This window comes from Psychrobacter proteolyticus, from assembly GCF_039762275.1.
Lineage (GTDB): Bacteria > Pseudomonadota > Gammaproteobacteria > Pseudomonadales > Moraxellaceae > Psychrobacter > Psychrobacter proteolyticus_C.
Genome location: NZ_JBDLOB010000001.1, coordinates 612,478 through 630,557, shown reverse-complemented (window position 1 = coordinate 630,557; position 18,080 = coordinate 612,478). Strand labels below are relative to the sequence as shown.

The following is an 18,080-nucleotide window of genomic DNA, read 5'->3' as shown; positions in this document are numbered from 1 at the left end:
TAGTTAAAACCGACTTAATAAAGACATTATTTAGTTAATTGATATTTACAAACAATGTCGAGTCTTGGCCGTCCCATCATTTAAAGTTTCTTTACAAGGATCCGTATGAAACATACCACAAAGGCTCTAATAGCAGCGATAACACTGTGCATGAGTGCAAGTGCTGTTGCGTCAAGTCACCGTGAAGCCCCTTCTATTACCAAAACCCCAAAAGTCGATGCTTCTGACTTTTATATGTTCAATAGTTACGAAAATAACCGGGCAGATTACGTTACGATTATTGCTAACTACTTACCGCTGCAAGACGCTTATGGTGGACCCAATTATTTTGCTTTAGATCCAGATGCGCTCTATGAGATTCATATTGATAATAACGGTGATGCTGTTGAAGATATTACTTTTCAATTTGATTTCACTCAAGAGCTAAACAGCATTGAAATTGACTCAGATGGTGATCCATCAACGCCAAACGTTGCCATTCCTTTGTCTAACGCTGGTGATGCGTCTAACTCTGCTAATGTACAAACGAGTGAGAGCTATAACGTAACAATGGTCAAAGGCGACCGCCGCAGTGGTTCACGTACTTCACTAGGTAATTTTGATAAACCATTTGACTATATTGGTACCAAATCTTTTGCAGATTACCCTACTTACGCGCGTAGCTTTATTAAACCTTTGAATTTAGGTAGCTGTGGTCAGGGTAGAGTTTTTGTCGGTCAACGTGCTGAAGGTTTTGCTATTGATCTAGGTAGAGTGTTTGACTTGGTTAACCTAAATCCGCTAGGTGCCCGTGATGCTGGTACTAACGTATTAGCAGGGAAAAATGTTACCTCGATTGCAATGGAAGTACCGAAAGCTTGCCTCGTCAATAGCACAAGTAAAGATCCTGTTATCGGTGCTTGGACAACGGCCAGCGTGCGTCAAGCGACCTTGGTCAATGGCAATCCTGCTTCAGGCATCAGTACAACTGCCAAAAAAGGCGGTGCATGGACACAGGTTTCTAGACTTGGTATGCCACTAGTCAATGAAGTGGTTATTGGTCTCAAAGACAAGGACAAATTTAATGCCTCAGAGCCAAAAGACGACGTCGCAAAATTCGCACCTTATGTCTTTTATCCTACGCTCCCAGCATTGATTGAAACGTTGTATCCAAGCGCACCTGCACCGACAAACTTCCCGCGTCAAGATTTGGTAACCGCATTTTTGACAGGGGTTCCTACTGTCAACAAACCTGCCAACCCAAATATGGTACCGTCAGATATGCTGCGCCTAAATACCAACATAGCAGCAGTCGCAGCTGCCAACCAGAACGACTTGGGTGTGATTAGTATCATTGACGCTCAGAACGATGGTCGCCCAAGTACTGCTAACGATATAGCAGGTTTTCCGAATGGTAGACGACCAGGTGATGATGTCACTGATATTGCTTTGAGAGTATCAATGGGCGCTTTATGTCATGCTGGCCTACCAGCTGATGCAACTTGTGTTCCTGAAGATGCAAAAGCTGGCAAAGCGCTTCTTACTGATGGTGCGCTTAAACCAGCTACCGAGTTTGACTCAGTATTTCCTTATCTAACCACCCCTACACCAGGTAGCCGATAAGCTGAATATAACCCAAGGAGAAATACTATGCGCTATATAATATTAGCCGTATTGATCACTGGATCAGCTGCGCTTTCTGGTTGTTTCAATGATAATGATAGCTCATCCGATTTAGCTAAGAGTGATGTTGCAGTAGACCAAGCCAAAGCTGAACTAGCTGTTGACAGAACTTCTGATGTAATTGATGCCAGTAATAATTTAGATACCGATGAGCCTCAAGATATCGATCGAATTATACTGCCTGAGGCCAATTTGGCAGAGCCCGTTGTGGTGACAGACGCCAACGCCTCGCTTTAATGTGATGTGAGATAAATCCAGCACCTAATCAGCTTTCTGATTGGGTGTTTATTTATGTTCTGAGCCGAGAAATTTTATGCATTGGATTCAATTTTATATCAAATCACTCTTGCTATTACTCATTAGCATACAACTTATTCATGCTACCCCTTTTGTACCAAATGATGATCAACAAGTCCTTGCGATACTACCCGAAGATTCTTCACCGCCGCGCTATACAAGCTCAGCTGACTTTTCCTCTGACATGAATGAAAACTCTTTGGCGCAGACCAGCGAATTATTAGAGCGTGCCTATCTACAAGGAGATCCACGTGCATTAGGACAGGCGCGCGCGCAGTTAGATTTAACCAAAGATCAAAGTACAGAAACTTTGATGTTGCAAGCAAGGGCGCTTCAATCAGATCATAAGTTTGACGAAGCAAAAGAGGTACTGAGACAGATATTAAGTCGAGAGGCGGATCATCCAGATGCTTTATTGACTCTCTCATCCCTACTGGTCGTTCAAGGTCAGTTTTCGGAAGCCATGAGTTATTGCAAAAAACTTAATGATCCTGCATTACGTGTTTATGCATTGGCCTGTGAAGCGCAAGTAAAAAGTATGACGGGGAAGCTTGAAGCAGCAAAACAGACCCTTAAGGGACTTGCTGCTCTAGCACCTGGCCTAGATGCATCAACTGCACGCTGGATCTACCTGATCCAAGCAGATGCAGCATTACGCAGTGAAGACACTGCTCTATCCACTCAAGTTTTTGATGTGATGGATAATCAGACGGTGCCTGCACTTATGGCCCGAACAGACTGGCTACTAAGTATTGGTGAGTATCAGCAAGTACGCACACTTCTCCAGACACACACTGATAAAGATGCTCTACTCCTACGCCTTATCACTGCTCAAATCAAATTAGGCGATCCTCAAGCACAGAAAAACTTGGCCTTGATGAAAGAGCGTATTGATGTATGGCAAATACGTCAAGAAAATGCTCATATGCGAGAACAGGCAACTTATGCTCTGTTATCTAAGCAAGTAGACTTGGCGCTTCAATTGGCTAAAGACAACTGGCAGCAGCAACGCGAAACAGCTGATATTGTTTTATATGCAACAGCAGCTATCGAAGCTGGCAGCCAAGAAGATATCAAGCTGATACGTCAATTTATGACAGAAACAAAGTTTGAATATTCAGCGCTTGAACAGGCATTACGCTTGGGTAAAATCAATGGTTGTCTGCATTGCAGCGCTGATCATACACAAAACTTAACCACCCAAACATCAGGTGCGCAAATGATGAATAAGGACACCCCTTTATGAGCGCATCAAAAAAAAGCCTTTGGCATCAAACCTATCGTTACGTAATGCTGCTCTCTCTGCTACTGACAGCCACTCTCGTACAGGCGCACGAATCTAGTACAGCATACCTAAACCTGTCTACCAATGAAGAGCGTACCGTAAGCGCTGAATATGAGATCTCACTTCGCGATCTAGCATTACTGATAGAGATAGATCCAAATAAAGACAGCCAAGTTAATTGGGCCGAAGTAAAATCACAAACAGCTCTAATAGAGCAACTAATAACATCCAAGATAAGGTTAGAAGGTGATGCACAACAGTGTCAAATAACCGAGTTCTCACCATTGGCTATTAACACGCGCGGCGGCTTCAACTATTTGTATACAAGTTTTGAGCTAAAATGCGAGCAACCCGTCGATAGTCTTGATTACCAAATATTGACAGGTATCGATGCCAATCATCGATTAATTCTAACGCAGGCTAGTGACGATACGCCATTGCAAGTACTGACTGTAGGGCAGCATTCTATAGGCTCAGAGGCGAACAATGGATGGATGTCTACAGTAGCTAATTTTCTTAAAAGTGGTATACATCATCTATTGATTGGTTGGGATCACTTGCTGTTTTTGTTTGTGTTACTCATTCCTGCTGTATACATGCGTAAAGAGAAAACATTATTAGCCGTTCCTAAACCAAAAGCTGCCTTACTCGAAGTGTTTTGGATTGCGACGTCATTCACACTTGCTCATTCTATTACGTTGACGCTAGCAGCCCTACAAATTATCAGTATACCTGCCCGTTTTATCGAGTCTGTTATTGCGCTATCTATCGCCTTTGCCGCGCTCAATAACTTAGTACCGATGCTGAGAGTAAGAGCAATCTATCTGGCATTTGTTTTTGGGCTGATTCATGGCTTCGGTTTTGCCAATGTGTTAGTAGACTTGCCGCTTGCCACAAGTGAGCGTGTTTTGGCGTTACTGAGTTTCAATATCGGTATTGAGTTAGGGCAGCTAGTGTTTATCATTGCGGTATTCCCTATCGCATTACTGCTACGTCATACCCAGTTTTATAAATGGATAATATTTTATATAGGTTCTTTGATCAGCATTTTGATAGCACTGTGGTGGTTTTTTGAACGAGCCATTCAATAAAATGACGCCTAACGATACAATGCAAAATATTGAAAAATATAAATGAGTATTTTTAAATCATTCACTCAAGGCCTCTCATAGACCAGTGACATAGGGACGATGGCATCGACAACGTTGCCATCGTTTTTTAATGGATTCAATTGTCCTGCCCTAACTTGAGTGGTCGCTATCGCATCAATAATTGGGCTGCCTGATGACTCCAATAATTGCACCTCAGTAATTACACCTTCTTTGTTGACGTGCAACTCAAGCATAACGATAAAGACATCTCCTAGGCTCATATTGACACTGCGCCATACAAGTGATGGAACACTTGTCGTAGGTTCCCCTCCATCCTGCCAACTGCCATAATCCGCTTTAAACACTGTTTCTACAGTATTGTCCATTTCATTATCTAGCTCAGCTTGGTCGCCATTTTGCTTTTCTGCTTGATCAGCAGCTAACGCAAGCATCTTTTCAATTGCCTCACTAGCCGCTTGTGCTTGCCAGCGATCCTTTTCGACCTGTTCTTTGCTAGCCTGTTTTTTGGCTTGGCGCTTCTGTATGGCCTGTTCACGATTGAACTGAGCTGTCACTGCTCGAATCATAGCAGATAGATCGTCTTCGTTTTCATTACTATTATCAGATGAACGAGCAACTTTTCTTGATTCTGCTATTGTCAGATTTTGGACTGATGACGCAGCGTTGATAGTAGGTTTAGTATTTGTAGATGTTTTAGGTAGTGTTTTATTTTCTGCTGGGACGGGTGCTTTCTCTTTTGGACTTACTGGATTTACTGGATTTGATACTACTGAAGGTTCCATTACTGGTGCACGTTCGATTTCCTCTATCGGCGTTACTAACGTCTTATCAGGTATTAAGGCTTTGGGAGGTAAAGGTTGTGACTGAGAATTTTTGCTAAGCGTTTTTTCAGATGACGGTGGCAGTGTGATCAGCTCTAGCTGAATAGCTTTTGGTGTAATTTTTGTCTCAAGCGGTCTTGGGCTATCCACAGATATCATCGCCCACACAGTGATACCGTGCAATATGATGACAGCAACGGTCACCCAAGTAGTAATAAGACGAGTAAAGAGGTTTGGTATCATTATACCTCTTAGAATACTCATTAAAAACAACCCTGTATATGAGTTTGTCTAATTAATATTGAGGCACTGTACATATAATCTATATAGTCGCTGATACCTTAACGTAATTACTTAAGTTGTAGTGCTAGAGGGTCTACTAATTGCCAAGATTATTGTCAGCATTTCAATAAACATACTATTTATTCAATTTTTACAATATAATTTTTAATATATTCATATTAACAGTTGTATGGTGGGCGGCTGTTGGTTATTCTTTATATAAGCATTTGTCATCGCTCAAATTTGTACTTTATCAGCTGTAGAAAAAAGTACTGTCTTATTCATCACAATAAGGTTGAACAATATGAATGATATATCCTCAGCAGAGATAACCACCCTACCATCCGATGCAGCAAACAAGATTTATGCATCAGCAATCATGTTTAGAGATGAAACAGAAAGCGCTAGAAAAATTGCACCCGTGGTAGTCAATAAACTTTCAGAATTTGCATTGTTTAGAATGGGGCTGCCTAAATCGTTAGGAGGATGGGCAGGAAACCCAATAGAAACGCTAAAAACTTATGAGACGTTGGCCAGTGCTGAGGCCTCCGTTGCTTGGATCGTTTGGAACAACCATTTAGCCTGTACATTCGGTCGATTTTTGGACGAGTCCAGTATGAAAGAAGTATATAGCGACCCCTCTCATATTTATGCCAATTCCGCACGGCCTGAAGGCGTGGCCCAAACAGTAGATAATGGCTACATGGTATCAGGACAATGGACACTCGTCTCTGGATGCCAATTGGCTGACTGGTTTGTGCTACGTTGCCTCGTTATCTCCGAAGGCTCTCCTACGACCCTTGGCCCAGGTGCAAGTTTAAAGCTATTTTTTATTCCTAAGAAAGATGTAAAAATCATTGATACGTGGGATGTGGGCGGTTTAAATGGCACAGGTAGCCACGATATAGTCGTCAAAGACGCTTTTGTCAAAGAGGCTTATGCAGTTGACTTTGATAGTCCTGTGGCTATCGATACTGCCTACAGTCGTCTGCCTATCGGTTGTATCAATGCTGCTGGCTGTGCGGCGATGGCGCTAGGCGTATTAAAAGCCGCTATGGATGACTTGGTTGATATGTGCTTTGAGAGAGTAACACCGGGTAAGAGTCCAGATCTACGCGACCGTGCAACGGTACAGGCTACCATTGCTAAGAGTAAAACAGTACTGGCATCGAAACGCGCCCAACTGCATCATAGTGTCGAGGTACTATGGAAAGAGGCACAGCAGAAGAACACCTTTACTGATATACAGCTTGCCGATGTATGGGCAGCGTCTTGTGAAGCCGCAAGAGAAGCTCGCGACATGGTATCTGAAATTTACGCAGTCGCAGGCACGGCTTCCCTATATAAAAAGCACAAGATAGAACGAGCACATAGAGACATTCATGCGATTTTGCAACATGGCATCATTCAACCTCACTGGATGAATCAAGCAGGTATGGCCTATGTTGGACTGACACCGAATGGTGCAATGTTCAGAATATAAAAGCACCTTAATTATAAATAATAAGCGCTTGTAAGATACAACTTACAAGCGCTTATTTTTGTTTATCGACATCATTGTTTCATTAACTATTCATCTTTAAGCCGTAAAAAAGCAAGACATTGGATGTCTTGCTTTTTTATAGTCTATCGATAACTACAGTTGAAAAGCTCTGTTAGTCAAAATGGAAGCCTGCACCAACTGCACCGCCTACGTTACCTTGAGTATCTGCCGTACCATTTACCTTGATGACCCAGCGACCGTCATTAGATAACTTAGAGAAACCAATCGCTACAGCACTCTCTCCATTATAGGTACCAACACCGCCACCGATCAATGACTTACCTGCGATATAAGCCTGAGGCATTGCTGACATTGCCATCGCAGCTGAGATACCTGCATTTGCATCGTCTTCTACTTCGTCGATTTTGTAGCCAAGATCGCTCATGTTATTGTTGAGTCGACTATCAAGCGCGCTAAGCTGACTATAATTGACGGCGTCTGTTGCTTCAACCCCATCGGCGACACCAGTCATACGTTGGTTACCAGCATATAGACCTTGAGACGTCATACTTGGCCCATCTTGCATACTAATGCCCTCACTATTGATAACCGTTGTCCCAACTGTGACACTATCAACGCTGATATTACCGTTTAGATCAAACTTAATACTACTACCATCTGCTGTGGTGGTGATGTTATTACTACCAGTGAAGCTGAGGACGCTACCATCGCCAATTGGTTTGTTGATATTGGCACCACTGTCTGCGCCAAAATTGAGTCCAGCATCTAGCTTGTCCGTATTGGTTTCGATACTCGTAGTATTGGTCATGATATTGCTGGTATTCGTAGCAATATTTGTCGTATTGGTCGCGATATTGGTTGTATTAGTGGTAATGCTCTCTGTGTTAATTTGCACATTTTCACTAATTTCAATCGTACCTTGTCTGATAGAAGCAATCGCACCATCGATATTGCTTTCACCCGTTCCACCAATGTCGCTGTTGGTAAAAGTACCATCTTCGGCATTGTAAACAGTGTCACCACCGATAATACTGCTGATACCAGTGCCTTGGGCATAAAGCTGACCGCCATTTATAGCGTCCTGACTTGTCACCGAAACTTCCCCATTTTGAACGTTGGTAATTTTGGTATTAGCGGCATCAATACCAATTTTTGTGATGCTTGGGCCACCTGCAATGGTCAGTCCATTATCATTCATAACCGTACCACCAGTGGTTACGCTATTCAAAGTAATATCTGGGTTCAGATCAAAGCTAATATCATTAGCATTGGTAGGTATGGCTGCAGCTTGCAATGATGGACTACTATCGAAAGCAGCCACATCACTCACTGATTTCCTAGATACCTTGATATTACCGTCTTTACTGCTGAGGTCGACAGCATCTCCTTGTTTTACCATCGTAGCGATATCACCTTGAGCGGTAATGCCCCAACCTTGATCCAAGGCAATGGCGACATCTTTTAACTGCCCAACATTGACAGCATCCGTATTTAGCACACCTTCCCCAACGTTGCGAATGGTGTTGCCTCCATTGTCTAGACCACGGCTACTCAATGAGACCTGCGAAACCATTCTATTCACGCCATTTCCAACGAAAGTAAAGCCTGCATCACTCATGATGCTGTTACCTATCTGTATACTGCCATCATCTCCAAGGTCTAACTGATTATTCAGTTTTACTTGGACGCCAGTCGCAGAAGCGACAGTAGTCAGATTGTTATCTCCTGTGACATTGATGGTATCGCCTAATGCAAATTGCTGATCATTAGCAACATTACCGTCACCAATTTTGATACCTTTAGCAATTTCATCATTAGTCATAGTGAGCTGTGCAAAGTTTACGGCATCGGTTGGGGCAATTCCCTTATCAACTTTGATAATTCTATTATTACCATTATCAAGACCTTCGTTGCTTAACGTAATGGTCTGATTAGGACCATCAGTGATGGTGACGCCTGCATTATTAAGCACCGTGCTTTCCATTCTCACGCTACCGTTTTTACCAAGCATGACATCTTCAGCCAATCTAACATTTAGATTGCCCTCTTCATCAGCGATCACACCGATATTGTTTTCAGTTACGTTGGTAGCACCTCCTTGGAGTGTCAACGTTTGACCTAACTTGCGATTGACGACAACATTTGTATCATCTCCTGTAAAGTTCAGTCCTAGGTCCACTGTATTGTTGGTTGCATTTAATTGTCTAACATTGACAGCATCAGTATCTGCATCACCATCATCTACATTGATGATTCTGTTGCCACCATTATCAAGACCTTCACCACTCACACGAACTGTACTATCAGTAAAGCTAGCACTAGTGAAAGTGACATCCTCTTTTGTAGCGACTTTAATGCCACCATCCTCAGCAGTGAGAACAATATTATCTCCTGTTAGGAAATTCGCCGTATTGTCCGTTTGGTTAAGCGTTTTGACATCAATGCCATCTATTTGAGCAACAATGGTCTGCATGGCACTGTCCGCTTTTACCAGACTGGCTTTGCTATCTACACTTAAGTCAACGGCATAGTCGGTCGTGTTAGTCGTCTCGTCTTTTTCGCCTGCGGTAACTGTGACAGCTGCAGATCCTGCTGAAGCAGTAACGCCATCTGCATTAACAGTATAAACATCTTGTCCTGTATCACTGTCGATTGAGAAATCGACACTAGAGACATTGGTTCCCTTTAAAACTTTGGTTCTGGCAGCGGCAGACGAACTACTTAGCTGACTGACATTGACAGCATCATTTGGGTCTTCACCGTTATCAACATTGATAATCTTTTTGTTGGCAGCGTTGATACCATTAGATTTAGTAATACTTGGGCCACCAGCCATGCTTAGACCATCACTGGTCAACGTTGCATTGGATAGTGGGTGTGTACCCGTTACTGTCACGCCAAGCCCACTAACGGTAGTAACACCGCCCATTAGTAGACCACCAGTGACTATGCCCAAGCGATTAACTTGAGTGCCACCGAAAATATTACCTGTACTGACACTACCATTGTTACCTAGATCAAGATCGTTATTGAGCTTGACCTCGATTTTGCCATTTCTCACTCTTGTGTCGATGTTGTCATTAGAGCCAACGACTTCTACCGCTTGACCCAATGGTTTTTGCACGGTATTACCGTCAGCAGCTTTCAGAGCAAAGCCTTTGTTAATAGTAGTCGTGTTACTGTCGACTGCTTCATTGGTGGCATACAGCTGACTACCATTTATAGCATCTGTACTGGTTGCATTGACAGCACCTGCTGCTACATTAATGATCTGACGTTCACCACCAACGAAACCAACACTCGTTACACCTACTGGAGCTGCGCCTGCGTAAGTATAGGGCGTTCCATTAATAGTAACTCCTGTTTCAGTCGTGGCCGCACGATCAGTAGATAAATTACCTAACACAATACTGTTATCTTGAGTTGTTTCAACATTGTTACCTAAAACAAAAGTATTGTTATTAGCAACTGTGTTGTCATTGCCTATCACGTAACTGTCTGAGCCAGTGATGTTATTAGGATCACCAAATGCGCCTGAGTTGTTGCCAATAATGGTATGACCAGTACCTATAGCGATTGAGTGAGTACCACTCACTGTATTGCCCTTACCTATCGCTATTGACTCTTTTCCATCCACTACGCTTCGATCACCTAAAGCAACAGAACTAACGCCATTTGCTTGGGAACTAAAGCCTATAGACGTAGCCCATTGTTTGGTTGCCTTAGAACCAACACCCACTGCAGTGCTCTGTACTGCACTAGCAAGGGTACGCGAACCGATAGCAGTACCTGTCAGAGTAGTAGCTTGTGCGCCTTCACCTAAAGCTACTGAACGCTCGCCTTCAGCTTTAGCGTTAACGCCAACTGCTGTGGCACTCTTCTTAGTAGCCTTAGCGCCTTTAGCCATGGCAATAGAGTCATCACCTGTAGCTTCAGCTTGTTGACCAACAGCGGTACTATACTTACCTTGTGCACGAGAATTCACACCCATCGCAGTTGCACCATACTTATCTGCTCTGGCGCCAAAACCAACTGCAGTGGCTGAGCCTGCAAACGCCTGCGATGCACTGCCTAATGCAGTTGATTCAGAACTAGTAGCAGAGGCACCAGCTCCCATAGCAACAGCGCGATCGCCAACTGCTTGAGCATCAATTCCAGCTGCCATTGCATCAACGCCATTTGCACCATTATTATTGTAATTGCCACGGGTTGAATCCGTGCTATTGACACTATAGAAATGCGTTTTGTTGGCCACGACCGTAGTACTTAAATCTTTAACAGACTCATTGGTTGCGTGTAACTGACTACCGTTAATCGCATCGGTACTGACTGCACTCACCTCACCACTAGCAACATGCTTGATTTGACGCTCACGTCCTTCTGAGCCAACAGAGATCTGTGCCCCTTTATCATTTGTCTCACCAGCGTATAAATAATCCTTACTGCCAATAGTAAGTTTATCTTGGTAAGTCGCATCAGTGAATGTGGTTGAACCTGCACCTAATGCCACTGAACCTTTCTTAGTTGCTGAAGAACCCATACCAAAGGCAGAAGATGCATCACCTGTTGAGCTTGAACGGACACCCACAGCCGTAGACAGATTGCCTTTAGAGTGCGCTTTGACACCAATGGCAACAGAGGCCGCACCACCAGATTCAGTATGATTACTATAATCACCTACCGTAACAAGACCGCCTGTGATGCCTGTATAAGTGTTAAATAATGCATTAACTCCATTTACCTTTGAGGCAGCATCTAAATCATCACCGCCAATGGCGATAGATGAATGTCCTTTTGATACCGTGTTTGCACCAATGGCAATAGATTGCTGACCACTAGCTACGGTGTTCTGACCACTCTCACCACTACCAATGGCAATGGCTTGACCACCTGTAGCACTAGCGTTGCCACCCATGGCCATAGAGTTTGGTCCTGTTGCGCCATCGTTGTTTTTGTTTCCTGTAGCACCACTTTTTACACTGTAGTACTTGGTTTTATTGTCAGCGACTGCTTTGTTTAGATCACCAATATTGGCTGCATTGTAATCATCACCAACACCACTGGCCACATTTGTGATTTGGGTGCTGTTGGCATCAATGCCTGTTGATGAAACATTGATACCACCAATGTCGGCACTATCAAGACCGGTTAGGTTTTTCGCCAGTTTGATGGTTAAGGTGTTACTCATGTTATCTGCAACGACACCGATGTTGTTGTTCGATAATGCTGTGGTTGCACCGCCTTTGACGGTGAGTTTCTCACCATGATTACGTGTAATAACACCACCTGTATCGCCAGCGAATTTTAAACCAGACAAATGATTATTTCCGTTATTTCCGTTATTTCCGTTATTTCCGTTATTTCCGTTATTTCCGTTATTTCCGTTATGACCATAACCATTGCCGTTTCCATGGGAATCGTGTCCAACTCCGTTGCCATTCCCATGGCTACTATGACCATTACCCATGGTCTGATGGTTAGTATAATAAGTGTTATTAGAGTAGTTAAGATCTGCATTCGCCTGCATGCCAAAGCCAGCCGCTAGCAGCCCAAGCGCTATAGTGCTCAGACGTAACGTATGGATAACGGCCAGGTTAGACGTTGTATTGATGGTAGTGTTAGAGCTAACGCTAGATTTGGAAGATTTGCCACGTCCCTTCGCGTATTCACCAACGGCGGTAAAACAACTTAAGGCTTCATTCCAGATGACTTTATAAATGCGGTTCATGATGCGTACTCCCTTACAGACTTGTCAGATTTAAAAAATCAGAGATAAGATCCATGTCAGAGAGACGATGTGACAAAATAAAACGGGTTATAAGCTTATAATAACGAGACCTTGTTCAAATAATAGTTGTAGTAGTCTTTAAGGAATAAGACGTTTTGTTTTGTATAATCTTTATCACTCTCTGTATATATTAGTATTACCGAATATATACAGAGAGACAATACCGTTCATCCGTGTTTTGGTACCGTTCGTCGGTTATATTCATATAAACGAATATAATTACTTTTAATTTTTGTCTATTTATAATAAATTACATCGGTTTTAAAAAGAGTCAGCTTTTATCTATTACTAAATATGCGCTTATACACATTACAAATACATGATAAGCGCATATTGGTTACATAAATTATTTCTGTATTATTTATCTCTTTATCTGCTAGGTAGCACTATTTGAACCACCAACCCTTGAATACCATCTTGCCGATTATGAGCATTGATATATCCTTTATGCGCCATGACTACAGCATGGACAATAGCCAAGCCAAGGCCATAGCCGCCAGTATCACGATGCCGAGCAGTATCGAGCCGCACAAAGGGATGAAAAATACGCTCTAAGTCTTTGTCTGCGACACCGCCACCTTCGTCTGTTATATTAATTTGAACAGCTGGTGCCTTATTGTCCATTTGTATTGCCTTTATTTCAGCAATCACTGTCGAACTCGCTGCCGTGTGCATAAAAGCATTACGAATGACATTTTCAAGCGCGCTATACAATTGCTCTGCATTACCTTGGACGGTCCAAAAGCCTTCTACATCATCTAACGCTGAGGATACAGGCGGTTGCCATTGCCAATGTACGTCTTTATGTTGAAACTCAAAGCAGACATCCTCTCCGATATTACTAATGATGTCAGATATGTCGACTGCCTCACTCTCCAAATTATCGACGGTATATTGCTGCATTTGTAGGGATTGAATATGAATGATTTGCTCAATCAGCTCATTCATTCGTGTAGATTCTTTATCGATACGGTCTAGATAGCGATTGGCATTGGGCGCAAAGTCTCGAGTCAGCTCAGTCGCGACATCCAGACGAGCAAGCGGCGAACGCAGCTCATGTGAGATATCACTAAGCATTTGCTTACGTGCCAACTCACTGTCTACAAGCCTTGTCGATAGATGGGCGACGTCTTTGGCAAGTAGCCCCAACTCATCATCGCCCATCTTGGACAGTTCTGGGTTAGCTTGATAATTACCATCAATCATACGGTGTACGGTATTTTGTACACGGCCAATTCGCTGGGTCAGTGTACGACTGAGCCATATGCAGACCAATATGCTAAAGATAACAATCAATAGCAAACGTATTGGAAAATTGCCGTGCTGTATCTCTACTACGTCTGAAAAACGCAAGTGCGGACGCAACTGTATGATGATTGACTGACCATCAGGTAATTCAACAGACATGTCGGCCAGTTCAGGACGAGTATCAATATCAGCTACTGCGGCACTACTTGCCGTTCTTGGTTTTAAGAATTTTTGCCAAAAAGACGGCTCATCTTTTGGTATCTCATTGTCGTGTTCACGCAGTCTATTGTCAGCATTGCGGCCTTCTACGCCATAAACGTTATTCTCTACTCTAGGTGATATTTGCTGCAACGGTTGTATTGCACGATCCATTAGCTGCCGACCACTTTGCAGTTGTCCTTGCGCGCGATCGTCTTTGTCACGGTAACGCGGGAATATAATAGCGCCCTGCTCATCATAGACTCTGATTTGATTCATCAGCTGGCGGTCTTGACGATACATCTCCCTGACAGACTCCACATCACCAGCCCGTAGTGATGCGACCATCTCTTCACGCTTTATCAATAGGCTATCGATTTGCACATCCATACGAGAGGTCAGCTCTTTTTCAGCTAGCCAGCGCTCTACCACGATGGACAGTACAGAGGTAATTAAAATCGTCAGTAATAGGCTCAGGAACAAACGCCAAAACAGAGTAATGCGCACCTTAAACTTAGGTGATTTTTTGAGGGTCTGCTCAGAAGCTTTCATCGATATGTCCGTCATTACAGCACCAGTTGATAACCTTTACCACGCACCGCTTTTATTGGCTCATCGTGGAAAGGTTGAAGTTTTTTGCGTAAGCGAGATACGTGTACATCGAGGCTACGGTCAAATGGCTGCAACTCACGCTGCAAGACATTTTCTGACAGCCATGCTTTACTTACCACCTCCCCTTTTTGCTTGAGTAGAGCCACGAGCAGATCAAACTCTGTACCAGTGACTTGTAGCGTCACCCCATCTATCTGACAGGCACGTTGGTTTTGGTCAAGATGCAAACGACTCTCTGGCAACGGAGTATGCTCTGATGCGGTCGTATTGGTACGTTTAATCACTGCATTGATACGCGCTAGCAGCTCTCTAGGGTTACAAGGTTTAGTGATATAATCATCAGCACCAAGCTCTAGACCAATAATACGGTCAATCTCTTCCCCTTTTGCCGTCAGCATAATGACTGGGATATCGATAATATTTGGTAATTGGCGCAGGACGCTCAACCCATCCAGTTTCGGCATCATAATATCGAGTACGAGTAAATCATAAACCGTATCTTCGTGTGCCACTGCTTTGAGTCGTTGTATGACCGCTGCACCATCATGTACGCAGTCACAGCGAATGCCGTGATTGTCCAAGTACTCTTGCAATAACTGAGTCAACTCTTCGTCGTCATCGCCTATCAGGATGTTTGGCATACTTCTCTCCTTTAATTTTTATTTATCTTTATTTACTCAATCTATAATAATCATGACGCAGTAAGTCAGCGTACAAGTTTCATTTTGATATGGTTAGCAGAATTGTCGCCGTGGCATTTTTATTGCTCGTAGACGGTAGTTAACCATATTATCAGGCAAGCACTTGCCAATTCACCAGAAACGTTACCTTTCTTAATACTTCATAAATGTTCGTAACCTTTAACTGTCGTAATATACTCCTATCAACAGCAAGTATTGCATTTCTAAGATGGCTGACCATAACGAGCGATAACGTTCAACAGATGGTACTTGCAAGATAAAAATTTAGTACTTATGAAATCAAACTCAATGTAATCAAGGATATTATGATGAAAAAATTACTATTAAGCTCAGTATTAGCAGCGTCTAGCATATTTACAGTAACGGCTTGCACCAGCGTTAACGCAACCACTGATACAACGCCAACTGCACAAATGCAAAAGAACCACAAAGATGGCGCGATGAGAGGCCCAATGTCAAAACTGGATCTAACAGCGACACAGCAAGCGCAAATCAAAGCCATCATGCAAAACAAACGTGGCGATCGCACTGCTGACCGTGCAGCACATCAAGCAGAACGCGCGCAAATGGATCAGCAAATACAAGCGTTGACCAATGCCAGCACTTTGAACACTGCTGCTCTGAACCGTCTGGCCGATCAACGAGCGGCAAAAGAAAAGCAACGCTTTATCGAACGTGTACAAACACAACATGCTATCGCTCAAGTGTTGACTGCTGAGCAACGTGCAAAGATGGAACAAATGAAATCAGAGAGACAAGAAAAAGGTCGCAAGCACTCAAAAGACCGTAAAGGTCATGACAAACAGCATCAAGGTATGTAATAAGCCACTCCGGAAAAGTGTTATTTTACCTAGCTGTATACGTATAAAATGAAAAAGCGCGCCGTTAATAGGTGCGCTTTTTTTAATGCAAAATTATCCTGTTCAAAAACTAATAATGCTTTCTATCTACTTATTAATACTCTAATCAGTTACTCGACCGAACCAAAACGCTCTCTGACCATCGGCAACATGTTGAAGACCATTTTACCTACTGCCGTGCCATTACCATCTTGGTAATATTGCAGCAGCTCTGGAGCATACTTTCGTAAATCAATGCTATTGCTAGCGTTTGGCGACTGCACATTACTTGGTAGGTTAGGAAACGCCAAGTCTTTAGTGCTGATAGCAGAATACTGTTGCAACACATCTATCCTCATGCCTTTGTTGTTATTCGCTTCGCTAGTGTTATCTAACTGACGACGTAAGTGCTCCCATTTGAGTTGACCGCGTTTATCAAACCCGTACAGTTCCTGTACTTCTGTATTAGCAACAGTCTCACCTGTCGTTGCTTCCTCATTCATTTGATCTTTTATCATAGCCAGTATTTTTTGTACAATAGACTTACTGGTAAATGCCTTTGGATTTTGAATCGACTCAAACGCTGTCATCGGTTCGGGTTCTTGTACCAGCTCTGGGTATTTTTCACTGATTCGTTCGTAGAAAATCTGCATATATTTCTGTTGCGACGCTTGATAATCCTCAAAGCTTTGTACTCGGCGAATGATTTGATCGCTTGGTAGCATAGCCGATAACTGGTGCGCAGGCAGTTTTGGAGACAGGGAAGCAAGTGAGTTAGGGGCAACATAATTAAACTGGCTGACAGGCGCCGCGTCATAAGTCGCATCTAACGCTGCAAAGTGGCTTTTGATTACTTCACTACCAAACCCTTTAGGCAATGTACCATCATCAATGGCTATTTTTAACCACTTGTTTTGCCATTTTGTACCGAGTTTATCGTCTAACAATTCTGAGTTTAGAATCGCAAAGTTGTCTGCCCATAGGTAAATATCACCGTTTTTAAAATCCATATAAATAGGCTGGTTGATGCCGCTGTGATGATTACGTGCTTGATATTGCGCGCTGGCGAGCATCGTAGCCTTGCCTGCCATCGGTTGATAGATCCCTTGAGAATCGATAGAAAGCGGCTTTAATAGGTACTCATCTAATAACTGTGCTTTCTTCCTATCTAACGGTCTTTGTTTATCCTCATAATTATCAAATAGCGCTTGATAATCTGGTGCTACTTTTACATCGCTATCGTATTGATGGTCATCCCATGCATGATAGGCAGCTACGCACTCAAAATACGACTGCCTTATGCTGTCACGCTTAGTAACGTAATCCACCGCTAAGACATCTTTGTTTTGCTGTTCGGCTTGCAGGATTAGAGCCGCGTACGCTTGGTCATGTGCCTCTTCGCAATGTTCATCTACATAGTCTGATACCGCCATTTTCTCCGTACCAGTATCAGTATCAGCATCTGTAAATTGTTGGTTATTGCCAATCTCAAGATTGCTATGATAGCTAAATGACTGACGACGCTGTTTTTGTAGTGCTGTTTCTAGTGTCTTTTTAGCAACGCTAGGTGCTTGTTTTACAGCCGCCGTGTTGGACTGGCCCAAACTGGTAGACTGGCAACCTGTTAACAACAGTGCCCCTGTCAAAAATGCGCTGGTCACTAGCAGATTATTTTTAGTCTTAAATGGCAGACATTGTGCAATGGTGTAATGTACTGTTTTCATTTTTTAT

General features: G+C 43.0%; 11 protein-coding genes. 6 read left to right on the top strand and 5 right to left on the bottom strand.

The window, feature by feature from the left end:
- Nucleotides 1–105: 105 nt before the first annotated feature.
- From ABFV72_RS02485 to ABFV72_RS02470, 4 genes are all read left to right on the top strand, one after another.
- A complete protein-coding gene (locus ABFV72_RS02485) occupies nucleotides 106–1,602 on the top strand; it encodes a DUF4331 domain-containing protein (protein WP_347162290.1) in 1,497 nt (498 codons plus the stop codon).
- A gap of 27 nt (nucleotides 1,603–1,629) precedes the next feature.
- Nucleotides 1,630–1,899 carry a hypothetical protein gene (locus ABFV72_RS02480; RefSeq protein ID WP_057759868.1) on the top strand — a complete coding sequence of 90 codons (270 nt, stop codon included), beginning with the start codon at nucleotides 1,630–1,632 and terminating at the stop codon, nucleotides 1,897–1,899.
- 76 nt (nucleotides 1,900–1,975) lie between these two features.
- Nucleotides 1,976–3,205, top strand: a complete 1,230-nt coding sequence (locus ABFV72_RS02475; RefSeq protein WP_347162289.1) for a tetratricopeptide repeat protein — start codon at nucleotides 1,976–1,978, stop codon at nucleotides 3,203–3,205.
- On the top strand, nucleotides 3,202–4,335 hold the full coding sequence (locus ABFV72_RS02470; RefSeq protein ID WP_347162288.1) for a HupE/UreJ family protein: 1,134 nt from the start codon (nucleotides 3,202–3,204) through the stop codon (nucleotides 4,333–4,335). Before ABFV72_RS02475 ends, ABFV72_RS02470 begins: the two co-directional genes overlap by 4 nt.
- A gap of 65 nt (nucleotides 4,336–4,400) precedes the next feature.
- Here ABFV72_RS02470 and ABFV72_RS02465 read toward each other — a convergent pair whose 3' ends face one another.
- A complete protein-coding gene (locus tag ABFV72_RS02465) occupies nucleotides 4,401–5,420 on the bottom strand; it encodes an energy transducer TonB (RefSeq protein ID WP_347162287.1) in 1,020 nt (339 codons plus the stop codon).
- Nucleotides 5,421–5,763: 343 nt separating this feature from the next.
- On the opposite strand from ABFV72_RS02465, the gene ABFV72_RS02460 reads away from it, so the two are divergent.
- Complete coding sequence (locus ABFV72_RS02460) at nucleotides 5,764–6,942, top strand: hypothetical protein (RefSeq protein ID WP_347162286.1); 1,179 nt, start codon at nucleotides 5,764–5,766, stop codon at nucleotides 6,940–6,942.
- Between the two features lie 172 nt (nucleotides 6,943–7,114).
- Here ABFV72_RS02460 and ABFV72_RS02455 read toward each other — a convergent pair whose 3' ends face one another.
- The 3 genes from ABFV72_RS02455 to ABFV72_RS02445 all read right to left on the bottom strand — a co-directional run bounded on the left by ABFV72_RS02455 (nucleotide 7,115) and on the right by ABFV72_RS02445 (nucleotide 15,450).
- Nucleotides 7,115–12,691, bottom strand: coding sequence for a YadA-like family protein (locus tag ABFV72_RS02455; RefSeq protein WP_347162285.1), 5,577 nt, complete (start codon nucleotides 12,689–12,691; stop codon nucleotides 7,115–7,117).
- Nucleotides 12,692–13,120: 429 nt separating this feature from the next.
- The gene (locus tag ABFV72_RS02450) at nucleotides 13,121–14,749 is read right to left on the bottom strand and encodes an ATP-binding protein (RefSeq protein ID WP_347162284.1); all 1,629 of its coding nucleotides are present in this window, start codon (nucleotides 14,747–14,749) and stop codon (nucleotides 13,121–13,123) included.
- 14 nt (nucleotides 14,750–14,763) lie between these two features.
- A complete protein-coding gene (locus tag ABFV72_RS02445; RefSeq protein ID WP_057759848.1) occupies nucleotides 14,764–15,450 on the bottom strand; it encodes a response regulator transcription factor in 687 nt (228 codons plus the stop codon).
- A 368-nt stretch (nucleotides 15,451–15,818) separates the two neighbouring features.
- Here ABFV72_RS02445 and ABFV72_RS02440 point away from each other — a divergent pair, with 368 nt between their 5' ends.
- Nucleotides 15,819–16,331, top strand: coding sequence for a Spy/CpxP family protein refolding chaperone (locus ABFV72_RS02440; RefSeq protein ID WP_347162283.1), 513 nt, complete (start codon nucleotides 15,819–15,821; stop codon nucleotides 16,329–16,331).
- A gap of 149 nt (nucleotides 16,332–16,480) precedes the next feature.
- On the opposite strand, the gene ABFV72_RS02435 is transcribed toward ABFV72_RS02440, so the two are convergent.
- Entirely contained in the window at nucleotides 16,481–18,073 is a 1,593-nt protein-coding gene (locus tag ABFV72_RS02435) for a hypothetical protein (RefSeq protein WP_347162282.1), read from the bottom strand.
- Nucleotides 18,074–18,080 lie beyond the last annotated feature (7 nt).